This is a genomic window from Vibrio sp. Y10_XG_PY6 (genome assembly GCF_024181795.1).
Lineage (GTDB): Bacteria > Pseudomonadota > Gammaproteobacteria > Enterobacterales > Vibrionaceae > Vibrio > Vibrio diabolicus.
On sequence record NZ_JAMZAQ010000001.1, the window covers coordinates 1,285,819 to 1,309,282 of the forward strand.

The 23,464-nt window shown below is 44.4% G+C and carries 17 protein-coding genes; 4 read left to right on the top strand and 13 right to left on the bottom strand.

The annotated features are described in order from the left end of the window. Positions 1-3: 3 nt before the first annotated feature. Positions 4-2,361 (bottom strand): ATP-binding protein, encoded by a 2,358-nt coding sequence (locus NL644_RS05620; protein ID WP_253658137.1) that lies wholly within the window; start codon positions 2,359-2,361, stop codon positions 4-6. Beyond that, on the bottom strand, positions 2,354-3,322 hold the full coding sequence (locus NL644_RS05625; protein ID WP_253658138.1) for a cytochrome-c peroxidase: 969 nt from the start codon (positions 3,320-3,322) through the stop codon (positions 2,354-2,356). The genes NL644_RS05620 and NL644_RS05625 overlap by 8 nt, the downstream gene beginning before the upstream one ends. A 709-nt stretch (positions 3,323-4,031) precedes the next feature. Between NL644_RS05625 and NL644_RS05630 the strand changes: the two genes are divergently transcribed. From NL644_RS05630 to NL644_RS05640, 3 genes are all read left to right on the top strand, one after another. Next, entirely contained in the window at positions 4,032-6,680 is a 2,649-nt protein-coding gene (locus NL644_RS05630) for an EAL domain-containing protein (RefSeq protein ID WP_253658139.1), read from the top strand. Between the two features lie 255 nt (positions 6,681-6,935). Next, positions 6,936-8,312: a nodulation protein NfeD gene (locus NL644_RS05635; RefSeq protein WP_253658140.1), complete on the top strand. Its 1,377-nt coding sequence runs from the start codon at positions 6,936-6,938 to the stop codon at positions 8,310-8,312. A gap of 10 nt (positions 8,313-8,322) precedes the next feature. Then, a complete protein-coding gene (locus tag NL644_RS05640; RefSeq protein WP_005373196.1) occupies positions 8,323-9,105 on the top strand; it encodes a slipin family protein in 783 nt (260 codons plus the stop codon). 83 nt (positions 9,106-9,188) lie between these two features. Here the strand turns inward: NL644_RS05640 and NL644_RS05645 are convergent, their stop codons facing one another. After that, positions 9,189-9,593: a globin gene (locus NL644_RS05645; RefSeq protein WP_005392547.1), complete on the bottom strand. Its 405-nt coding sequence runs from the start codon at positions 9,591-9,593 to the stop codon at positions 9,189-9,191. A 238-nt stretch (positions 9,594-9,831) separates the two neighbouring features. On the opposite strand from NL644_RS05645, the gene NL644_RS05650 reads away from it, so the two are divergent. Then, on the top strand, positions 9,832-10,488 hold the full coding sequence (locus NL644_RS05650) for an NAD(P)H-dependent oxidoreductase (RefSeq protein ID WP_031780265.1): 657 nt from the start codon (positions 9,832-9,834) through the stop codon (positions 10,486-10,488). Between the two features lie 103 nt (positions 10,489-10,591). Here the strand turns inward: NL644_RS05650 and choV are convergent, their stop codons facing one another. The 10 genes from choV to NL644_RS05700 all read right to left on the bottom strand — a co-directional run bounded on the left by choV (position 10,592) and on the right by NL644_RS05700 (position 23,460). After that, a complete protein-coding gene (gene choV, locus NL644_RS05655; protein ID WP_253658141.1) occupies positions 10,592-11,770 on the bottom strand; it encodes a choline ABC transporter ATP-binding protein in 1,179 nt (392 codons plus the stop codon). A 2-nt stretch (positions 11,771-11,772) separates the two neighbouring features. After that, positions 11,773-12,615, bottom strand: coding sequence for a choline ABC transporter permease subunit (gene choW / locus NL644_RS05660; RefSeq protein ID WP_005392552.1), 843 nt, complete (start codon positions 12,613-12,615; stop codon positions 11,773-11,775). Between the two features lie 78 nt (positions 12,616-12,693). After that, positions 12,694-13,632, bottom strand: coding sequence for a choline ABC transporter substrate-binding protein (locus NL644_RS05665; RefSeq protein ID WP_005392553.1), 939 nt, complete (start codon positions 13,630-13,632; stop codon positions 12,694-12,696). Positions 13,633-13,670: 38 nt separating this feature from the next. Next, the gene (betA, locus tag NL644_RS05670; protein ID WP_253658142.1) at positions 13,671-15,386 is read right to left on the bottom strand and encodes a choline dehydrogenase; all 1,716 of its coding nucleotides are present in this window, start codon (positions 15,384-15,386) and stop codon (positions 13,671-13,673) included. A 180-nt stretch (positions 15,387-15,566) separates the two neighbouring features. Then, complete coding sequence (betB, locus tag NL644_RS05675) at positions 15,567-17,027, bottom strand: betaine-aldehyde dehydrogenase (RefSeq protein WP_253658143.1); 1,461 nt, start codon at positions 17,025-17,027, stop codon at positions 15,567-15,569. 18 nt (positions 17,028-17,045) lie between these two features. After that, positions 17,046-17,645: a transcriptional regulator BetI gene (betI, locus tag NL644_RS05680; protein WP_005392557.1), complete on the bottom strand. Its 600-nt coding sequence runs from the start codon at positions 17,643-17,645 to the stop codon at positions 17,046-17,048. A 524-nt stretch (positions 17,646-18,169) separates the two neighbouring features. Continuing rightward, the gene (locus tag NL644_RS05685) at positions 18,170-20,218 is read right to left on the bottom strand and encodes a tetratricopeptide repeat-containing diguanylate cyclase (protein ID WP_253658144.1); all 2,049 of its coding nucleotides are present in this window, start codon (positions 20,216-20,218) and stop codon (positions 18,170-18,172) included. 428 nt (positions 20,219-20,646) lie between these two features. After that, a complete protein-coding gene (locus tag NL644_RS05690; protein WP_005392559.1) occupies positions 20,647-21,405 on the bottom strand; it encodes an SDR family oxidoreductase in 759 nt (252 codons plus the stop codon). A 9-nt stretch (positions 21,406-21,414) separates the two neighbouring features. Further along, a complete protein-coding gene (mmsB, locus tag NL644_RS05695; protein WP_253658145.1) occupies positions 21,415-22,311 on the bottom strand; it encodes a 3-hydroxyisobutyrate dehydrogenase in 897 nt (298 codons plus the stop codon). Between the two features lie 18 nt (positions 22,312-22,329). Beyond that, entirely contained in the window at positions 22,330-23,460 is a 1,131-nt protein-coding gene (locus NL644_RS05700; RefSeq protein WP_253658146.1) for an enoyl-CoA hydratase/isomerase family protein, read from the bottom strand. Positions 23,461-23,464: the final 4 nt, after the last annotated feature.

The window sequence follows — 23,464 nt, forward strand, 5'->3', positions numbered from 1 at the left end:
AGGTTACAAAATTTGTTGAGGATCGACGTTTTTTTTCTGTATGTCATCCAGAAGTCGATTAGCCTGATGGATGTTAACTTGTAATCGGTTGATTAGCATCTGTAACCGCTCAATTTCAGGAGTTTGCTTCGCTTTGAGCGTGTTTTCTAGCGCCTCCGTTTGTCCAGCTAAAATCGGCAAACCAAGGTTCAATGCCATACCTTTTGTTTTATGTAACGTGTCTTCTAGAGACGCGAAATCTTCAGCCATAAAATAATCAATAAGTTCATCAACCGATGATTCAAAATCGACAATAATACTTTTTAGTAGCTCATCTATCGCTTCCGGCGCTTCTTGCAAAGAAATGAGCATCTCTGAACTGGATAACTCTTCTTCTGTCAGCCGTAACTTCTCTATTGGCTTGCGCTGCAACTGAAGAACGTTGTTGTCATTCGTTAATGGTAAATTCTCTTTTGGTTCGAGCCTCGCAGCAAACTGTTTAAGAGCGTCCGAAAAGCTCTCTTGCTGTAGCGGTTTTGTAAGCACATGATCCGCTCCGGCTTCAATAAAGCTATCATGCGCCTCACGAAAGACATCTGCCGTATACGCAAAGAGTAATGTTTTGATACCTAACTCTTTTCGAATCACACGCGTCGCCTCAACACCATTCATCTCAGGCATGTGATTGTCCATCAAAATCAGATCATATTCATTATCTCTCGCCTTTTTAACCGCCACCAATCCGTTTTCAGAAACATCCACCTCATGTCCCAACTTTTCGCAAAACCCTTTCGCCACAATGGCGTTCACTCGATTATCTTCAGCAAGCAATATCTGTAAATTGTGTGTTTTCTTGCGAGTTTTTGGAGGCTCTTGTGCCTTTGGAAGTTCGCATTCAACCCAAGGAATGGGCAGTTCGACGATGAATTGACTTCCGACGCCCTCCACACTTTTCAATGTAATCTTGCCATCCATCAAGCCAGTTAATTTTTTAACTATTGCCAAACCAAGCCCTGTGCCTCCAAATTTTCGGGTAGTTGAAGAATCGGCTTGCTCAAACAAATTGAAAACATGTTCTTGCTTGTCTAGCGCGATACCAATACCAGTATCACTCACAATCATCACCAAGCACTGATTTACCTTATCAAGTTCCGTTCTGATTAACACATGCCCTTCACTGGTAAACTTCACGGCGTTGCCAGCAAGATTAAACAAGATCTGTCGTAAACGTGCGCAGTCTCCGGTAAATTCAACGTATTCAGGCACTTCATTTTCCACGATCAATTCGATATTTTTTTCATCGATGAGCGGTTTTATTGCGCTACACACAGGAGAAATGACTTGGTCTAAATTGAACTTAGCCTGCTCAAATTCCAGTTTGTTTTCTTCAACTTTAGAGAAATCCAAAATATCGTTAAGAATCGTCATCAAGTGTTGGCCAGAATCAAGAATGACTTTCACGTACTCTTTAGTCGTCGGCTCTTTGGTTTCCTCTGCAATCATTTGAGAAAGGCCTAATACACCATTCATCGGCGTTCTTAATTCGTGACTCATTGCGGCGAGAAAACTTGATTTGGCTTTTGCTGCTCGCTCGGCTTTATTTCGAGCCTCCTCGATTTCGAGGTTCAATTGTTTCAAGTTGTACATTCGATATTGCGACTGATACAAAAATGCACTGACTAACAACATCACGGCAATAAAAACAAACAACCAAGTGAAACGCGCTTCACTTTGGGCAATATTGAGTAGCCGATGCTCCGCATCCTCGATAAAAACAAAGTATCCATGATCAAGCAGTTCATTCGTGAGTAGTTCTATCCTTTTATCGCTCGCTTGAAGCCGATCTAAGAAATTGGCTTCACTTTCACTCTCAACTACGTTTTGTGTCAAAAGCAGTTGGTTGAGAAACTCAAAATAGTGATGCCCACTCAACGTCTTTCCGGTATCGGTAGAAATATCTTGCTGATATAAGTTGAATAGCATTAATAACGCGTATTGATTCTCTACCTGAACGCCAATCAACATATCGAGCTTCAGCGTTGTATCAAGCACACGGTTTTTGAATAGATTGAGCGTATCCTCAACTTTTTTATGATTGGGCGTCACAGGGAACCAAACTGACTCCCTTGATGAATTTAGCAAGTTCTCAGCTGCGACTTCTATATCTACTAAAGATGTCGTCAGTTCATAATTCTTCCTATCTTCAACCGCATATCGATTCACGATAACATCGCGCTCTTCAATCAACTTGTGCCCAATATCCGTCAACTCCGCGTGGAATTCTTGTGCACTTTTTGAATTCACATGTGACATATACGCCAATACACAACACGTCAGCATGGCAATAAAAAAGCAGAGATTAACCAGTTTGAATTTACTCATTTTCCAACACCTCTAAAATCACGGGTCTGGGTGCTGTCAAGGACTGTAAGAACGCTTCAATATCAGCGACACTTTCATCGCTTATCGTAATTCCGAGCTGCGTTTTCGCCATAATCTGTATCGCCTCAGATAACTGGTCAACTCGTCCGTTATGAAAATAAGGGCTTGTTAGGGCGACATTACGTAAACTGGCGACTCTAAAATAGAATTGTTCTTCACTTTCCGTCGTAATCAGGTGCCGTCCCGAATCCTCTACTACTGGCTTATCTTTGAAATAGGCGAACCTTTGTATCATCGCTCCGCCAATATTTTTGCCCTGATGACACTGTACGCAACCTGAAGACTGAAATGTTTTCCACCCCCTAATTTGCTGCTCACTGAGGACATGGGTGTAACCCAGTAAGTAGGCATCGAATGGTGCACCTGGAGTTTGGAGCCCTTCGACAAACTCCACAATGGCGGACTTAATATTGTTAATATTAATCGGTAGCTCACCATCACGACTAAATAGCGCTTGATAACGTTCGCTTCCTTTCACGTACTGCTCTATTGTTTGCCAGTTTGAGTCCATTTCTATTGGATTGTGGATTGGCCCATCAATCTGAGCCATCAAAGTGTTTTCGGTACCATCCCATAAAAAACGATAATTTAACGCTGCATTAAACACTGTGATGGAATTTCGAGTTCCATCACCTTTCACTCCTGTAGAGACGGGGGTATTTTCAGCGCCATTGGTTTGCAAGTTGTGGCACGTCGCACAACTGATGCTACCGTTTGAAGATAGCTGAGGATCACGAAAGAGATGCCAGCCAATTCTCGCCAGCTTAATATCTACGACAGGGTCACCTTCTATCGGCTGAACTAACGAAATATCACCTAGCACCTTAGCATTTCTTGCGATTGTTGCTTGGCTCAAAATGAGTGCCACAACAACTAATGTGATTATGCTGAATTGCCTCATCAACTGCATACCTTACACTTGCCATTAGTATGAAGTTAGTTGCATTTTTAGATTTTTTCCATTAATGGAAAACGGTTACCAGAGCTGCACGCGGAGGGACTTTTATTTAAAGCTCACATAAGGAGCAAATGACGAAGGCGAGTAACGAAGAATTGACTCGCTTCGTGGAGTTATGTGTGCATATTTTAGCTTATAGAAGCCAGCAACCTTTGAACCCAAGTAATCTCACCATAGGAGATGAGATCGAAGATAGTAAAGAAAATGGCACAGATAATGGCCAGTTTGACCAAGCGTTGAACAATAAACATCATAATTACCCATCATTTTTTCGCAGTTTACTATTACAAAAGAACTTTAGATACAGAAGAAAAGCACTAGTTACACTAATAGACTGTTTTATAAAAAGATTTATACCTTTACTAGCTGCACGATTAAACCGTAATTTGAATGCGCGGTACGTTATTGAGCATTTTAATTGCAAACACGAAAATCTAGTAATTAGGGCAAACGTTTCACTTACCATATCAGCTCAGCAAATCCTTCATTTTATCTCTATAATTTGAATCTATATCAACAATTTCTGTTAGAACATGTCGTACACTTTCAGTGAATTAACATCTATAACTATTTTTTAATGAAAACACTTCGCTTGTTTAACTTGAATCTTCGCTATAAAACCGCCCTATACTTTTCATTAGGACTGCTGGGCATGGTCATCAGCTTCCTTTTTATTAGCCGTTATTTTTTCCTGTATAGCTTAGATGAGCTCGAAGACATGGAAATTAACCATGCGAATCAGCAAGCACTCGCTGTCATCGACATGATGGTGAGCCAGCAAGAAAGCGCCTCATACGACTGGGCGTACTGGGACGAAACGTACGATCTGTTTGTTGATCGTGATATTGCGAAATATACCGAGCGAAACCTTTACACAGAGAGCATTGATGCGTTAAACCTCGATATGATGGCGTTTATCACGACTAATGGGCAAACCCTGCTCTCCTTAACTCGTGAGGATAACCCCGACACTTCTTCAGAACTCACCGCTAAAATGGCGAATCAACCTACTCTTCAAGATTACATCAAGTCCATGAATCACAAGCTTGATATCCATAGAGAGAGCATCTCAGGGTTGTTTAAAATCAACGATACTATTTGGGGTCTTAGCCTCAGCCCAGTTAGAAACAGTGAAGGCGACCGCCCTTCTAACGGATGGATGCTTTGGGGAAGAAACCTATCTTTGCGCTTTCCTGGAGACTTTAAATCCATTTTAACTGCGGAAAACTCATTAGAGACGCAGATGGTAAGTGGATCAGACAGTAGTGAGATGCGGGATATAGAGAAGACCTCGCGGTCAATAACAAAATGGGCCTCACTCTCTGATTTATCTGGTGAACCAATCGCATGGCTAAAAACGAAAACACAGCGAGAGCATTATGCGAAAGGTAATACGCTATTCATGTATCTGTTTGCAACAGTTGGCGTTGTAGCATCAATCATCGCTGCCGGCACCTACATCACGTTTAAAAATAAGGTCGCCACTCGCTTTAATCATTTTGCTGAAGGAATAAGCGAAATCGCCTCTCAATACCAGCTTGAAGGCTTGCACTCTGTAAAAGTAGACGAATTAGAGTTAGCGACAAAACTGGTACAAAAGCTCTCTAAAAATACATCGTTAACCCAACTGCAATTGAAAGACTCGATGGAAAAGTTTGGTGCTCTGTACCATAGCTCCTCACTAGGCATGCTAATTGTTATCGATCGTAAAATTGTCGATGTCAACCAACGCGCGTTAGGTCTGTTGAGCTACAGCAAATCGCAATTGATAGATCGTCCTCTAGACACCTTGTGCCCATCGGAGGACGATGAATGTCGAGTTGACGCCATGTTCAGAGAGCTGAAAAACGGTAAAACACAATTCGAAGCGCAGGTGCTCGATAGCAATACAGAAGAAATCGACTGTTTGATAGAAGCCACGCTCATTCAACATCATGGTCAAAGTGCACTGATGTTATTGCTTCAGGATATGAGAGAGACAAAACAGCAAGCAGAAATGATCCAAAAACTCACCGACTTTGATCCGGTATCCGGTTTCTGTAACCGTCCTGTCATTCTCAATGCTCTGCACGAACTCGTAGAGACACGGCCAAACCATTTTTCGTTTGTGTACATTAACAGTAAGACCCTCAAACAAATTGCAGGGGTATACGGTCACCTCATTTTTGATGAAGTGATTCAATACATCGCATCCGCTATACGCGAGCAATTAGGGGCATTCCAAATAGGCCGAATTAGTGAGCATGAATTTATCGTTTTGATTCCAGATATCGAGCACCACCAAAAAGCGATAGATGCTACCAATCGATTACTGAATCATTTGTCACATAAGGTCCAGCTCTCCGGGATCATGATGTCATTAGACAGCAAAGCGGTGATGATGGACCTAAACATTACTCACCAATCTGTCGAGCATTTGCTGCTTGCAGCACGTTTCTCATCACAATCCGCTAAGGGTCGTCACTCTCACGAAGTATTAGTCATTGATGAAGAACTATCAGAGCAAGCGGAAACGTCTATGGTGATCAATCGCGATTTAGAAAATGCCATTAGACAAGATGCGATTAAACCTTTTTTCCAGCCTATCGTGGATGCTAAAACCACTGAAGTCATTAGCTTTGAAGCACTTGCTCGTTGGCAACATCCAACATTAGGGATGATTTCACCAGAAGTATTTATTCCGATGGCAGAACAAGGAAAACTTATCGTCGAATTGGGAGAGTCCATTCTCAAACAATCGTGCGAATTTATCAGTCGGCTCAATGGAGTTCGTCATGCGCAAGGTCTGTCGATGTTAAGCGTGCATGTGAACTTAAGCGCGCAGCACTTTTATCATTCAGGACTGATGCCCTACCTAAAAAAAGTGATGGCTCAATACAACCTCTCTGCGGGCCAGCTTGTGCTTGAAATTACCGAAAGTATGTTGATGGGCGGAGAAATAGAATCAATCCAAAGCATTCAAGACATCAAGCGACTTGGTGTTGGACTCGCTTTGGATGATTTTGGTACTGGATACGCATCATTCAGTAGTGTATGTAATTTTCCATTGGATATTGTGAAGCTGGATAAATCTTATATCGACGAGATTGAAACCAATGACAGAGCGAAAACACTGGTAAGAAACATTGCCAACATGTCTCAAGAGTTAGGCTTAACTATTGTCGCCGAAGGTGTTGAAACCGCGAGCCAAGTACGCAAGCTTAAAGTTTGGAATATTGATGAGTTGCAAGGTTTTTACTTCCACAAACCGATGCCTGCCGAGCAAGCACTCGTTCAATTTTCTCGCCACATAAACAGTTAGTCTCTCTCCTCTAAGACACATTAGGAAGGCAAAGTGATTACCGTCACTTTGCCTTTTTGTTGAACCTTTTCACACCAGACGCCCCACGATTCGTGACTACCGATATTCATATTAAGGCCCGTAGCCTCAGATATGCCATGATAAATGCTGATATGACTAATTCGAGTGATCAATTACTTATTTGCACTAGTATTACTGCGTATATACTTGAATTAGGTTTTCAAAAAGTCCCTGTGACCGCACAAGGAGGACTGCATGAAGCGACTATGGATATGGGTCTTACCTTTACTTTTGTTTGCTAGTCAAGCACTGGCCAATACTGTCTGGATTGTTCCCGTCAAAGGCGCTATCGGTCCTGCTACCAGCGACTACTTGTCTCGTGAGATAGAAGAGGCACAACTCAACGGTGTCAGTTTAGTGATCTTAGAGATGGACACTCCTGGCGGCTTAGACAGCGCAATGAGAGATATTATTCACGCGATTACCACCTCCTCCACTCCAGTTGCGACTTGGGTTGGCCCGTCAGGCTCAAGAGCGGCTAGCGCAGGGACATACATTTTACTCGCCAGCCACGTTGCTGCCATGGCTGAAGCCACCAACCTTGGCGCGGCAACACCCGTCGCGTTAGGTGGTGCTCCTCAGCCCCCTTCATCGGATGATGGCAAAGATCAAAACGCGGAAGAAACGTCAGAAGGAACCAACGAAAGTTCAGAGAAAGTTCCCGCGAAAACCGCGATGGAGAAAAAGGTGATTAATGATGCTAGAGCCTATATTAAAGGCTTAGCAAAGCTTCATGGCCGAAATGCAGATTGGGCAGAGAAAGCAGTGAGCGAAGCAGCGAGTTTGGACGCCACAGAGGCATTGGAGTTAAACGTTATTGATTATATAGCCAACTCACCAGAGGATTTAGTCAAAGCCATTGATGGACAAACTGTTAAAGTTAACAATCGTGATGTGACATTGTCACTAAAAGATCCCGTATGGATTGAAAGAACACCCGATTGGCGAGCAGAAATGCTAGCCGTTATCACAAACCCAAACGTCGCCTACATCCTGATGCTCATTGGTATCTACGGTTTGCTTCTTGAGTTTTACAACCCAGGCATTGGCTTACCCGGCGTGTTGGGTGGTATTTGTTTGCTCCTCGCCATGTATGCATTACAAATGATGCCTGTGAACTACGCTGGGCTTGGTCTGCTGTTACTCGGAATTGCACTGATGATCGCGGAAGCATTCAGTCCGAGCTTTGGCATTTTGGGCTTAGGTGGTGTTGTCGCCTTTGTGCTCGGTTCCATATTCCTAATGGACAGTGAGTTGCCAGGATTTCAGATCGCCCTTCCTTTAATTTTCGGTATTTCTATCTTTTCTGTCGCGCTGATCGTGTTGACGGTCGGCCTGCTGCTCAAAATACGCCGACGACGTGTGACAACAGGTTTAGAAACTTACCCTGGGAAAATCGCTGTCGTGAGCGATGACTTTATCGATGGCGAAGGGCGCGTTCAACTCGATGGTGCGCTATGGCGAGCCAAAACCAAAGACCATCAACAACTCAAACAAGGTGATCATGTCACCATTGTGAATGTGAAAGGGCTGACCTTAACCGTGATGCCTGATGACCGCCAAAATAAATAGGAGGCGCTTTATGATGCTCTATACTGTTGCGGTGATCGTGGTGCTGTTGTTCGCACTTGCGACCCAAATGTTTAAGGTTTTGAGAGAATATGAACGTGGGGTTGTATTCTTTCTTGGTCGCTTTCAAGAAGTAAAAGGCCCTGGCTTAATCATTCTTATCCCATTTATCCAACAAATGGTACGGGTGGATTTACGTACTGTCGTTTTGGATGTGCCGACACAAGACTTGATAACCAAAGATAACGTGTCTGTGCGCGTCAATGCGGTTGTTTATTTTCGCGTAGTCGATCCTCAAATGGCAATTAACAACATTGAAAGTTACAGCGATGCCACCAGCCAGTTAGCGCAAACCACGCTGCGATCAGTATTAGGCCAGCATGAACTGGATGAATTACTTTCAGAGCGCGAGCGTCTCAATAAGGATTTACAATCCATCCTCGATCAACAGACTGATGACTGGGGCATCAAGATTGCCACGGTTGAAGTCAAACATGTTGATTTAAATGACAGCATGGTCAGAGCGCTAGCGCGTCAGGCTGAGGCAGAACGTAACCGTCGTGCGAAAATCATTCACGCTACCGGTGAGTTAGAAGCTTCTAATAAATTAAAAGAGGCAGCTCAAATGCTCAACGAAGCGCCGAATGCGCTGCAATTGCGTTACATGCAGACACTCACGGAAATCACGACAGACAAAACATCGACTATTATCTTCCCTATGCCGATCAACCTTGTCGAAGCCGTCAGTGATATCGCCGAAGCGGTAAAAAAGAATAAAGAGACACAAGACAAATAAAAGCCATACTCAAGGAAGTAAGCTGTTTAACGTTACTTCCTTGCTTTAACTTGCTTGTTTTCGAAGAGCATTTAGTTTCTCTTTTAGTGTTTGGAGCACTCCCGCTTCATTACCGACAAACCTGTGTTAAAACAAGCTCTCCACGCAGTTTCGACATCATCGTCGTATTCAAAATCACACTCTTGAACCGTTTCGATAAGGCTTTCAAACCAAACATCAATATCCTGTGGTTCAATGCCAATATCGGAACTCGCATGCTTCTTACCATATTTCTCCACCATCTTGTGCGCCTCGTTAGAGGTATCGGCCATCATAAAAAACACGATAGATCCTCTAAGCATTCGCACCTGTTGGTGCATGTCGACACCATCAAACTTTTGTCTAAAGCTTGTACTTTTTGACCATAAATTCTTGTAAAACAAGTCGAAAAAGCCTTGGTTCGCGATACAACGTTCATAACTATCGTTGAAAACTTGAATCACGTTCATGTTGCTCTCCATCACTCTCTTAATATGAGTGTAATTTAATAATCATCAAAAGCATCTAAATAATGATGCCTAACCCTATGAAGCACGCCAATTTTCAATAAAAAGTAAAAAGTGATTCAAATAAACGCCCTCTTATCAATGAAAAAATATCCCGTATTATAAATCCATATTCGAGGTACGCATGGTTGTCGATGCTAAGCGCATCCTCATTTGTCACAAAAATAAAAAGGATACAAACGTGTCTCATCAAATCATTACTGATCTAAACAGCCGCTACACTGCTAAAAAATACGACGAAACTAAACGCGTTTCTCAAGAAGATATGGCAATCATCAAAGAAGCACTCCGTCTTTCAGCGTCTTCGATTAACTCGCAACCTTGGAAATTCATCGTGATTGAAAGTGATGAGGCCAAGCAACGTTTCCACGATACATTTGCAAATATGCACCAATTTAACCAGCCACATGCTAAAGCCGCGTCACATACGATTCTGTTTGCGTACGATCCAAACTTCACCAAAGAGAAGTTCGCGAAACGTGTGGATGCCGAAGTAACGTCTGGCCACCTACCGGCGGAAATGTACAACAACTTTATGGGCGCCTACGCTTTTGCCGATGCAAATACGGATGAAAATGGCTTTAACGGAAACTGGACAAAAGCACAAGTCTATTTAGCGCTAGGCAATCTACTACACACCTTGGCTCGTCTGGGTATTGACTCAACGCCGATGGAAGGTGTAGATCCAACACTGATTGGAGAAGTATTCAAAGAAGAATTAGAAGGCCATGTCTGTGAAGTTGCACTGGCGATTGGCTACCACAAAGACGGGGAAGATTATAATCATGGCCTACCAAAAGCTCGCCTTGCGATGGATGATGTAATTACGACTCTATAGTCGACCGTTTCCTTAGCTTAACTACTTAACTCATTGTTTAAACCAAAAAGAGCCGCACTAATGTGCGGCTCTTTTTTAGCTTGGCTTCAACTCTACTCTAACTTTATGCCACTTGATCAGACTTAAAGTTACCAAGCAATGCATCGTAAAGCTCGTTGTCGCTTAACACACCAACTAACTGGTTGTCCTCCACCATAAGCAGAGGCTGATTGCTGCGCTGCTTAAGCTCAATCGCTTCTCGCATACTGATTTCCGGGCTAACCTGAACCAGAGAGTTTTCGTTTACCTCATCAAGGTTCGAAGAATCACTCTTCCATTGAACCAACGACTTATCTGTATCCGCTAAGCTTAAGCCTTTGCTCTCTTGGGTCACCCAAATACCTTTGTCAGGGCAAATCAGAACACGCTCATCTTCACGAACTAAGTCGTCACGCATCAAAGAGCGTCCCTTAAGTACGTTCAATGGATTAGTGTGGGCAACAAAGTCAGCCACATAATCGTTTTCTGGAGCAAGAATGATCTGTTCTGGCTTGCCGTGTTGAATCAACTTTCCTGATTCCATAATGGCGATGTTATTACCGATTTTTAGCGCTTCATCCAAGTCGTGACTCACAAAAAGAATGGTTTTGTTTAGCTTTTCTTGAAGCAGAATCAATTCATCTTGAAGCTGAGCACGAATCAATGGGTCAAGCGCTGAAAACGGCTCATCCATTAACAAGATATCTGTGTCCATCGCGAACGCTCGCGCTAGGCCAACACGCTGCTGCATACCACCAGAGAGCTCGTGCGGGAATTTCGTTTCCCACTCAGACAAACCGACCATTTCGAGCTGTTCATGCGCTTTTTTACGGCGCTCTGCTTTGCCAATGCCTTGCATTTCTAGACCAAACGCAACGTTATCTAATACTGTTAACCATGGCATCAATGCAAACTTCTGAAACACCATGGATACGCGGTGAGTACGAAGGTGGCGCAACTTCTGTTCGTCACAGTTAGAGAGCTCAACCATGTCGTCGCCGTCTTTAATTTTCAGAGAGCCACGAGAAATTTCGTTCAACCCGTTAACTGTTCGCAGCAAACTTGATTTACCCGAGCCTGAAAGCCCCATCAAAACACAGATCTCACCCTGTTTCACGTTCAGCGAAACATTATCAACCCCAACCACTTGGCCAGTTTCGTCGATGATTTCTTGTCGAGACTTGCCTTGGTCTAGTAGTGCTAACGCTTGTGACTGCTGCTGACCAAAAACCACATCAAGATTTTGAATAGTAATAGCGTCCATGATTAAGCCTCCTTCTGGTTTGGTGCTTTACACAAGCGGTCAAGAATGATGGCGACGAGTACAATCGCTAAACCCGCTTCAAAACCTTGCGAGATGTTTACGGTATTCAGTGCACGTACGACTGGCTTACCAAGTCCATCAGCACCAACAAGTGCCGCTATGACCACCATAGAGAGAGACAACATAATACATTGCGTAACACCGGCCATAATACTTGGTAATGCCGCAGGTAACTCTACCTTAAACAGCAGCTTCATGCGGCTTGCACCAAATGCTTTGCCCGCTTCAAGTAGCTCCTCCGGCACTTTAATAATACCGAGGTACGTCAATCGAATTGGCGCTGCGATAGCGAAAATGATGGTCGAGATTAGGCCTGGGACAATACCTAAGCCAAACAGAACCAAAGTTGGAATTAGGTAAACGAATGTCGGTACGGTCTGCATCAAATCGAGGATTGGTCGCAACAAGGTGTATAACCAAGGACGGTGTGCCGCCATAATGCCCAACGGCACGCCAATTAATACGGAAATCGTTGTCGCTGCAAACACAAGGACAAAGGTTTCCAGCATTTCTTGCCAGTAACCAAGGTTGAGAATTGCGAGCAAGGCCAACACGATGAATACAACAAGCGGAATGCTGCGGTGTAAGAACCAAGCAATTGCCGCCGTCATAATGATTGGCGCTGCAGGTGGCATCCATTTAAAAATGTCCACCACGAAAAGAATGATCGTTTCAAGTGTAATAGAGATTGCATCGAAGAAACCCGATGCATTGATGGTTAACCAATCGACGCCAGTTTCCATCCATTGGCCCAACGGTAGTTTGTTGTCCGTAATAAAATTCAAAATAAAACCTTTGTGTTAATGAAGCGGGCATGACTGCCCACTTTCTTTTTCAAAAAAACGCGCTTAAAAACTGCTTAATTAAGCGTTAGTTTTTAAATAGTTTGTAATTGCTGTTACTGCGTCTTGACCATCCACCGTCTTAACGCCCTCTAGCCACGCTTCAATTTGTTCTTGGTTTGCGTTCAACCATGCTTGCGCTGCTTTCGACGGTTTCTGCTTCTGGTTGAGAATCGCTTCCATCAATTCGTTTTCCATTTCTAGGTTGAATTCTAGGTTTTTCACTAGCTGACCTACATTTGGACACTCAGCAAGGTAGTTTTTACGTACGTTTGTGTAGACATTCGCGCCGCCGTAGTTAGGGCCGAAGAAGTCGTCACCACCCGCTAGGTATTCCATTTCAACGTTGCTGTTCATTGGGTGCGGGGCCCAACCTAGGTACACAATCCATTGGTTGCGGCGCGCAGCACGTGATACTTGAGACACCATGCCAGCTTCGCTGGATTCGACTAGGCTGAAGTCTTTTAGGCCGAATGCGTTGCTATCAATCATTGACTGAATTAAGCGGTTACCATCGTTACCTGGTTCAATGCCGTAAATGCGGTCTTTAAATTTGTCGGCATGTTTTACTAGGTCAGCGAAGTTGGTCACGCCTGCGTCATAAACGTATTTTGGAACCGCGAGTGTGTATTTTGCGCCGACGAGGTTCGCTCGTACGGTTTCAACGGTACCTGCATCACGGTATTTCGCGATGTCACCTTCCATTGTTGGCATCCAGTTACCTAGGAAAATGTCGATATCGCCATTGGCCATAGAAGAGTAAGTAACGGGTACCGATAGTAGATCGGTCTTCGTTTTGTACCCCAACCCTTTTAGCAGCTCAGATGTCACGGCGGTGGTCGCCGTAATGTCGGTCCAACCTACATCTGCAAAACGTACCGTTTCACATTGGTTGGCATAAGCGCCTGTTGCTAAAGTACTTAGTGCGATTGTTGAGAAGATTTTTGTCATCTTAGACATATTGAATTCCTTGTAATGATTACTGACTTTTTTCGTTTTTATGAGATCGAATCGAGATCTCTTTTTGGCGGATGCATTCGTTGCATCTCTTGCCAGTTCGGTGCAATCCAAACTGGTGCGTTGTTCGACGTTTCCAGGGCGTTATCCAAAATCATGTCCGCGGCGCGTTCTGCCACCATAATAGTTGGCGCATTTAAATTACCGTTCGGAATGGTTGGGAAAATAGAAGAGTCCACCACACGCAAGCCTTGAATACCGCGCACTTGGCATCGCTCATTCAAAACCGCTAATGGGTCATTGTCTGCGCCCATTTTGCAGGTACAAGATGGATGGTAAGCACTCTCGACATTCTGCTTCACCCATTCATCAATTTGTTCATCCGTTGTGATATTCAGACCCGGCTGGATCTCATCACCACGAAACTCATCCATGGCTGGCTGATTGAGGATCTCGCGAGTAAGGCGAATACAATCACGCCAATCCTGCTTATCTTGTTCAGTGGAAATGTAGTTAAACTCAATCTTCGGCTTATCATTCGGATTCGCAGATACAACTTCGACCGAGCCGCGACTTTCGGGCTTGTTAGGTCCAACGTGCACTTGGAAACCATGACCGTCAAAAGCAGCTTGTCCGTCATAACGCATTGCCGCTGGCAAAAAGTGATATTGAATATTTGGCCACTTTAATCCCTCACGAGAACGGATAAACGCACATGATTCAAAGTGGTTAGTAGCCCCAAGGCCTTTGCGAGTTAATATCCACTCAGTGCCAATCAAGCCCTTGCTCACCAAACCTAATTTGCTGTTGAGCGTGATAGGTTGCTTACAGTGATATTGGAAGTACACTTCTAAGTGATCTTGCAGGTTTTTACCTACCCCTTCCAACGGATGTTTCACCTCAATGCCCGCTTTTTCTAATACTGCTGTCGGGCCAATGCCTGAAAGTTGTAGTAGCTGCACAGAGCCTACCGAGCCAGCACTCGAAATCACTTCATGATTCGCAAAACATTGCTGAACTGAACCTGACTTTTCGAATTCAACACCAACCGCTTTCTTGCCTTCTGCGCCTGTTTCTTCTAGTAAAACGCGATGAACCGTCACTCGCTTCATTAGGGTGAAGTTTTTGCGTTTTTTAGCACGGCTTAAGTATGCATTAGAGGTTGAAGCGCGTACGCCTTTGTCAACGGTCATGTGCATTGGGCCAAAGCCTTCTTGCTGATAACCGTTGTAATCTTTTGTTTCTGGGTAGCCCGCTTCTTTGCCTGCATCAATAAAAGCTTGGTACAGCGGATTGAGCTTCATATCGTTGCCATTACATGTGCCGACTGGGCCATTATCGCCTCGGTATTCATCTGCGCCACCGACCCAAGACTCTGCCTTACGGAAATAAGGCAAACACGATTGATAATTCCAGCCTTTCGCGCCTTCCTCTTCCCACTGGTCAAAGTCACAAGCGTGTCCACGAACGTAAACCATGCCGTTGATAGACGAACTACCGCCAAGAACTTTCCCGCGAGGACAATGAAGTTGGCGACCATCCAACCCTTGCTCTTCAACCGTCTCAAACTGCCACGCGTATTTTTCAGTGTTCATCGGGTAAGAAAGCGCCGTCGGCATTTGGATAAAAATACTTTTATCCGACCCACCCGCTTCGAGTAATAGGACCGAATATTGACCACTTTCACTTAAGCGATCCGCTAACACACAGCCGGCCGAACCCGCACCGACGATGATATAATCGTAGTGTTGTTGCATTTGATTCTCCTAGGAGTTAATACCAATCACAGTAGATAAGTGAACGAAATTAGCGTAGGAAAAATGCTTGAGAACAAGGCGGAAATTTTCGATAAGTAGTTAGCCTACAATCAAAATTGACAACGCAGTTATCGAGCATTTTAACAAGCTAAAGTGGTCAGTTATCTACTACGATTGGTATCATTTGTAAGGGCTTTCGAAGTCGCTTAGCTGAACCAGAATACTCTTCGTTTGCGTGTAATGTTTAAGGGTTTCGACACCGTTTTCACGGCCAACACCTGATTGTTTGTAGCCACCAACTGGCATTTCCGCAGGTGAGTCACCCCAAGTGTTCACCCAACAAATACCAGCTTGAATTTGATGGATCACACGGTGGGCACGAGATAGGTTTTGAGTAAATACACCTGCCGCTAAGCCATAATCTGTGCCATTTGCACGCGCAATCACTTCCGACTCATCGCGGAATTTCAGCACTGACATTACCGGGCCAAAGATTTCTTGTTGAACGTGGCTCATGTCATCATCGCAATCGACAAATACGGTTGGAGCAACAAAGTTACCATTGGCTAGGCCATTGTCTGTTACTTTGTAGCCGCCAGTCAGTAACGTCGCGCCACTCGCTTTCGCAGCTTCAATCGCTCCTAGTACTTTCGATTCATGATCTTTAGAGATCAGCGCGCCAATTTGCGTGTTCTCATCAAGCGGATCGCCGACAACTAACAACTCAGTGCGAGCTTTAAGTTGTGCGATGAAGTCATCATAAATACCTTCATGAACAAACACGCGTGTACCGTGCGTACAAACTTCACCTTGCGTGTAGAAGTTCGCCACCATGGCCGCAGAAACGGCATCGTTTAACTTTGCATCATCAAAAATAATCAGTGGAGACTTACCACCCAGCTCCATCGTTACTTGTTTTAGTGTCTTAGCGCTGTCACTCATGACGACTTTACCGGTGCCTGATTCGCCCGTGAACGATACTTTTGCGATGTCAGGATGCGCCGTTAGCATCTGCCCTACTCGGTAATCCCCTTGTACGACATTAAATACGCCATCTGGCATGCCCGCTTCTGAATAAATTTCTGCTAGCTTAAGCGCTGTTAATGGTGTTTCTTCTGATGGTTTGAAGATCATAGCGTTGCCCGCAGCCAGTGCTGGCGCCGATTTCCACATCGCAATTTGGATTGGATAATTCCAAGCGCCAATACCTGCACAAATGCCCAATGGCTCGCGACGTGTGTAGAAAAACTGGTCTTCGCTGAGTGGCTGCTGCTCACCTTGCAAGCTTGGAGCAAGACCCGCATAGTACTCAAGAACATCGGCACCTGTTGTTATATCAACCGCGATAGCTTCTTGAATTGGCTTACCAGTATCTGCCACTTCTAATGCAGCCAGCTCGTCATTACGCTCACGTAAAATGGCAACGGCTTTGTGTAAAATACGGCTACGCTCGATCGCAGTCATTGCTGACCATGCAGCAAAACCTTTCTTTGCCGACTCAATCGCCGCTTCGAGATCGTCTTGGTTCGCTTGTTTAATGTTGGCCAATGGCTCACCATTCGCCGGATTGTAAGTGGTGAAGTGCTCATCTGAACACCCGTTGTACATCGCACCATTGATATAGTGTGCTTTCATTTCCATTTTGAAGACCTGTGACTTTTATATTTTTTCAGAATAAAACGTAAGTTGTTTGTCGAGATAGTCGTTGATGATGATTCTCGCTCTTTCTGCATCAATACCTTGCGGGTTGAGCGTTCCGCGCAGCCAAATACCATCGATAAGTGACGCAATACCATGAGCAACCAATTCGGCCTGCTCTGCATTTAATAATGCTTTGAGTTCTTTTCTTAGGTGGGACAATAAACGTCGTTCATTGACACGCTGCAAACGCTTAAGCTGCTCGTCATGCATTGAGTACGACCAGAACGCTAGCCAAGTCTTCGCAACTTGGTTTTCTGCCTGATAGCCGACAAAGTTACCGTCAATGATGGCATTAATTCTCTGATGATGAGCATCGCTTGGCAGCTCACGCAACTTCTGCGTGATGGTGGACGAAAGCTGACGCAAGATTTCGCGCATCGTTTCCTCCAGCAATCCGTGCTTACCACCGAAATAGTGGTTGATAATCCCCGTTGATACTCCGGCTTCTTTGCTGATCAACGAAATACTCGCAGCGTGTAAACCGACTCTATCAATCACTGACATTGTCGCTTTCACCAGCTGTGGTTTTCTGATTTCAGGCATCCCCACCTTTGGCATTTTGCGTCCTTGTTATTTTTAATTGAACGGTTAGTTAAATATAAAATGCCTGAAAATTAGTTCGAACTCAAATCATTTTTTAAGAAAAAGGTTATTAACAAAGGAAGGAAAGTTGATGGTGTACGCAAATTTTCATGCGATAACTTGTCGTAAAAGTCAAAGATGCGTTTAAAAATCCAAACAAAAACACAAACAAACCAATAACTTATTGAAGTGTCAATTTTTAACACACCTTTCAGAGAATTGTTTTTCGTGCCACAAAAATCCACACCAGAAAAATTTTACATCGACCACTAATCATTTCACCTGTATCGGCTTTGTTTGTATAAAAAACAGACATACTCGTTTGTTATAGCTTCGTATACACAAGTGACATTAGTACTTTGAAAATGGGGGAGATAAAACGAGTAGAAAATACTGAACGCTATGAGTATGTAATTCGATACTCTTAAGCGATTTTGAAGTAACCAGTAGGAAGGATGAGTTCAGGCTCACCGTTTGATGAGCCTGCATTCTTGATTTTATTAGGTCAGCTTGCGCCCTTTCACGCAGTTACGTCCATCCGCTTTAGCTTGATAAAGTAATTTGTCCGCCTGATCACAGAGTGATTTAAAATTCATCTCGCTATCTTCAGTCGTCACAACACCAAAACTACAGGTCACTCTCACTTCTTCATTTTGTTCCGTGACGAACCCATGTAAGGATAAAGCGCTACGTAATCGTTCAGCGGTAATGAGAGAGTCTTCATGATCGGTATTGGGCATCACAACAACAAACTCCTCACCACCAAAGCGTGCAACAATGTCATTTTCACGCACCGTCTCTTCTAGCACTTTGGCAACGCCTGTTAGTACGGCATCACCGAACACATGTCCATAGGTATCATTTACCTGTTTAAAATAATCTACATCGATTAGTGCTACACTTACCGGCCCCGACTGCGGCTTCTTTGGCACCATTTTCTGTTTATCGAGTTTGCTATCCACCCATTTGTTTAAAGCTAGGTAGCCGTACTTAACTTGCTCGACTTGCTCAGACACAAAATGCTGCACCTTTTCTTGCTTAGATTGAGGCGTCGGCTTTTCTTTGCGTTCACGTTTCGTCTCTACGGGTTTAGTGAACCAATCTTCTAAAAAACGGCGATTGAATAACCCTGTCAACGTATCTGTCTTTGCTAGGCGGCGCATTCTTAAACGTGATCGATTCACAACAAGGAATACCACTGCCATCAAAAAGAGAACACCAATGAGTGCTAGTAGCGCTTCACCCAATAGATAAAAGGTACGACGATTATTTTCCAGTTCCATACGCTGCAACACGTTGTTCCAGTTGAGATCTTCGTTCTCATATTCAAGTCTTTCTAGCTCAAATAGCGTCTGTTGACGCTCAAGATTTTCAACTTCTCTTTGGTTGCTAAATTGGATGAATTTATCGTGATAGTTGCCGTAAGTTTTATACGCTAGTTTAAAGTCATTGCTTCCCGCGTAGGCCACGGCTGCCACTTTTAATAGTTCCATTTGCTGTTGCTTAACATATCGGCTCTCGATAATTTCCGGCAACATAGGCGCGATCATCGCTAGAAGTGTCTCAAACTGCTTCTGTTCTAGCATATATTCGGCTTGCAACAGCTTAAATGTCGCTAAGTAGGCGCTAGAGGTTTCTCTATATTGTAAGTTCTCCGCCAACTTTAAGTGGCGAACCATCTTATTTTCTTGGTTCGTCTCACGGTATAAAGCAGCAAGCTCGAGGTTAACTCGAAACCTAAAGCGCCCGTCACCGATGATTTGCGCGAGCTTTAGCGCTCTCTGATACGATACAATCGCCTCTTCGTATTGGAACTGTGCCTTATGAAGCTTTGCTATCGTTAAGACGCTCAGCAGCTCATTGAACGACATGCGTCTATCCCTAAAATAACGGTACGCTTGTTCCAACAATGCTTCTGAACGGTCATAGCCCTGAATTTTGACCAGTACGTCACCAAGCTCTAGCGCCGCCCGTTCGACCAATCCTTGAACGCCAGAGGACTCAGCCGCATCCATTGACGACATAATTGCGGCATAGGATTTTTTAAACTCGCCCTGCTCATCGTAGTAACGTCCTTTTAGTAACAGGATCTCCGACTCGAGCTGCTTATCGCCATTTTCACGCGATGTTTCCAACAAACTATCCAACGAAGAAAGCGCGGTATCGATATCGCTCTTTCCGACCATAGTTCGCATCTGAATCAACTTAAATAAGAGGTACTCATGGCTTTGTGGACGCACAAGTTCCAACCCTTTTTGTGCAACGTTTTGGCTCTCTTCCGCGCGCCCAAGTAGCTCTAGAACCGTGGACTTTGCAAGCCAATAACGTACCAGTAGCTCTGTTGGTTGATTTTGTAGTAGAGAGTCTTCTTCTAACGCCTCAATCAAAGCCAAAGAGCTCTGAGGTAATGCGTAAATTTGATTTTCAATGCCTTCTAGCGACTGTAAAAACTTACCTTCTTGTTCAACCTTTTCTGCGGATGCCTGAATAGAAAGACACAGACACCCCAATAGTAGTGGCATCGTCCTAAGCGAATGAAATAGTGACATTATTGCTCTTCCCTAATGGGTAGTTACTTCAGTGTAATAGAGAATTCTGGTTATTTTATTATTAAGGTAGCTGAAGGTTATTCAGCCAGCCTCATATTCCCATGTATTTTGCGCTGAATAATAAATCACCATCTTTAGATGTCGAAATGGTTTTCGGTCACAATATAATCAATAAGAGTATTTTTCATACCCCAAGAAGCAAAATCTCATCGATGAGACAAAAAATTGTCTTGATTGTGAATTAATGCATTTACATAAAAATTAACACGAGAGCACTTATTCACACCAAAATACAAAAGAGTTGTAAATGTAATCGGTACAGCAGCCGTTACTAAAACATCCATTAATAATTATCGATAGAAACAATATAAGAAAGGAGGAAGGAAGCGGACAATCAAGCTCGCTCCCCTTTTTAATATGAGGAGGGGCTACATTCGCATTCCGCCATCGACTTCGAATACTCTTCCAGTCACGAACTCGTTGGTTAACACATATTTGATGGTCGATGAAATTTCGTCCGCAAGCCCTAAGCGTCCCACAGGAATCATTTTCACTAAACGCTCCATCGCTTCAGGTTTTATTTGGTCCGTCATGGCAGTCTTGATGACACCCGGAGCAATCGCTACTGAGCGAATTCCGAAACGCCCTAACTCTTTCGCCCACACCGTCGCCATGGTGGCTACCGCCGCTTTGGATGCAGAATAGTTAGTTTGACCAATATTCCCCGCACGCGCGACGCTAGATATGTTGATCAGAACGCCTTTGCTATCGGTGTTCAGCATTACCTTGCTTGCTTCGCGGCCACACAGAAAAGTACCTGTCACATTCACATCCATAACAGACTGAAATTGTTCCAGCGACATCGCATTAACCTGACCATCTTTAACTTTGATGAACATACCATCGCGCATAATGCCTGCGTTATTGATCACGCCATTGAGCTGTTTGAAATCCGCTTCAATTTGCGTAAAAGCAGCGCACACTTCTTGTTCTTCCGTCACGTTCGCTACATAAAAACGAGTGGTGACGCCGAAAGATTCACACTCCGCTTTCGTTTCAGCCAGTTGGTCTGAATTGAGGTCGATAAGCGCAAGGTGAACACCGCTTTCCGCTAGCGACAGCGCCATTTGTTTACCAAGCCCCTGCCCGGCCCCCGTGATCGCAATAACCTTATTTGCTAGATCCATAAGCACTCCTTAGGCCTGATTTTGCTTTTGGTAGAACTCAAACAAGCTTGAAAAATCTTTTTGTCCGTTGCCCTGACCGTTGTGAAAATTAAACAGGTTACGAGCCAAGCTGCCCATTGGCGTTGATGTTTGACTGGCAACCGCCGCTTCCATCGCAAGACCGAGATCTTTCGCCATTAACTGGCTCATAAAGCCGCCCTGATAACCATTGCTTGCAGGCGTATTTTCCATCACACCCGGGCACGGGTTGTAAAGCTCTAGCGCCCAGTTACGGCCTGAACTTTGCAGCATGATGTCTGACAACACTTTGGGATCAAGTCCGTTTTCCATGCCTAAATTGAGTGCTTCACAAGTGCCGCTCATCAAAATGCCCAACATCATGTTATTGCAGATCTTCGCCACCTGACCGGCTCCGGCATCACCTGCATGGAAAATGTTTTTACCCATGTGGCTAAGCACCACCTTGGCTTGAACAAAGTTCTCTTGTGAGCCGCCAACAATGAAAGTCAACGTACCTGCCGCTGCGCCCGCAACGCCACCAGATACCGGTGCATCAACAAAGCTGATGCCAAGCTGCAGCGCCTTTTCGCCAACCAAACGAGCGGTCGCTGGATCGATGGTCGAAGAGTCGATTAGCAGCGTTCCAGAATCTACGCTATCTAATATCCCGTCTTGACCAAGATAAACACTTTGAACGTGTTGGCTAGCAGGTAGCATGGTGACCACCACGCTCGCACCTTGAACGGCTTGTTTTACCGAATCTGCACTCGACGCACCAAGTGCGGTAAGTTCTGCTACAGCGTTTGGATTCAAATCATACACTTCGACGTTCAAGCCCGCTGTGAGTAGGTTCTTAGCCATAGGCGCGCCCATGTTGCCAAGGCCAATAAATGCAATTTTATCCATGTCGTATTTCTTCCTTGTCTAAAGTGCCACAGTGGTAACCGAGGATGCGGTCAGTGGGTATTCTGCTGAATCAATTGGCGCGAAGAAGCGTTCCAAAACTTGTGGCGTTACGTCAGAAACCGTGCGATGTTGCCAAGTCGGTTGATTGGTTTTATCGATAATCAGCGCACGAACCCCTTCTCTAAAATCACCTTCTAAGCCGCAACGTAACGTCAGATTAAATTCCATATCAAAACACGCTTTCAAAGAGAGGTTTTGATACTGCGTTAGCTGCTGATAAGTGATATTGAGCGACAACGGACTGCCATAATTCAATGCTTTTTGCGCATTGATGAACCACTTATCATCAACGTCGGCACTGCTGATTGCGCGAACAATCGAATCTAAATCACCCGAACAAAGCTGCTCAATCAATCCCGCATATGGCATCAACATCCCTTCGCTTGGCTCGTCCACTTGTACCGAACGTAGCGTAGTGGCGATTTTTTCGTTGATGTTCGCTTCACCTTTCCAACTTACCGATGCGAGCAGATCCAACAGTGCTTGTTTGCTTTCTGGCTTTGCAATCCATTGGCTTAACCCCAACGCTTTCATGTCTGTCGCGTTGATTTGGCAAGCCGTCAAACTCAGGAAAAGTGCCAAGTGTTTTGACAGCTGATTTAGGAAGTACGTCGCGCCTACGTCTGGGTAGAGGCCAATTTTTATTTCTGGCATCGCAAAGCGTGTGGTCGTTTCTGCAACGCGATGGCTGGCGCCCATAAATAAGCCCACACCGCCGCCCATCAGATAACCATGCCCCCACGCGATGATCGGTTTTGGATAAGTGTGAATAAGATGATCACAGCGATATTCGAGGTCAAAGAAGGTTTCCATCGCTGAAAACGCAGAATCAAAGTCTTGCTCTTTGTTTTCAAGTGCACGGTAGATCGCTTGAATATCACCACCAGCACAAAACGCTTTTTCACCTTGAGCATGCAAGAATACCGCGACGACGCTGTCGTCCGTTTGCCATTCATTAAGCTGTTTGTACAACTTCTCAATCATCACGTAACTCAACGCGTTGAGAGCTACTGGATTATCAAGCTCCAGCACACCAATAACAGATCCATCAGCGCACTTAAGCTTTGAAACATTTACTGTACCTGTCATTTGG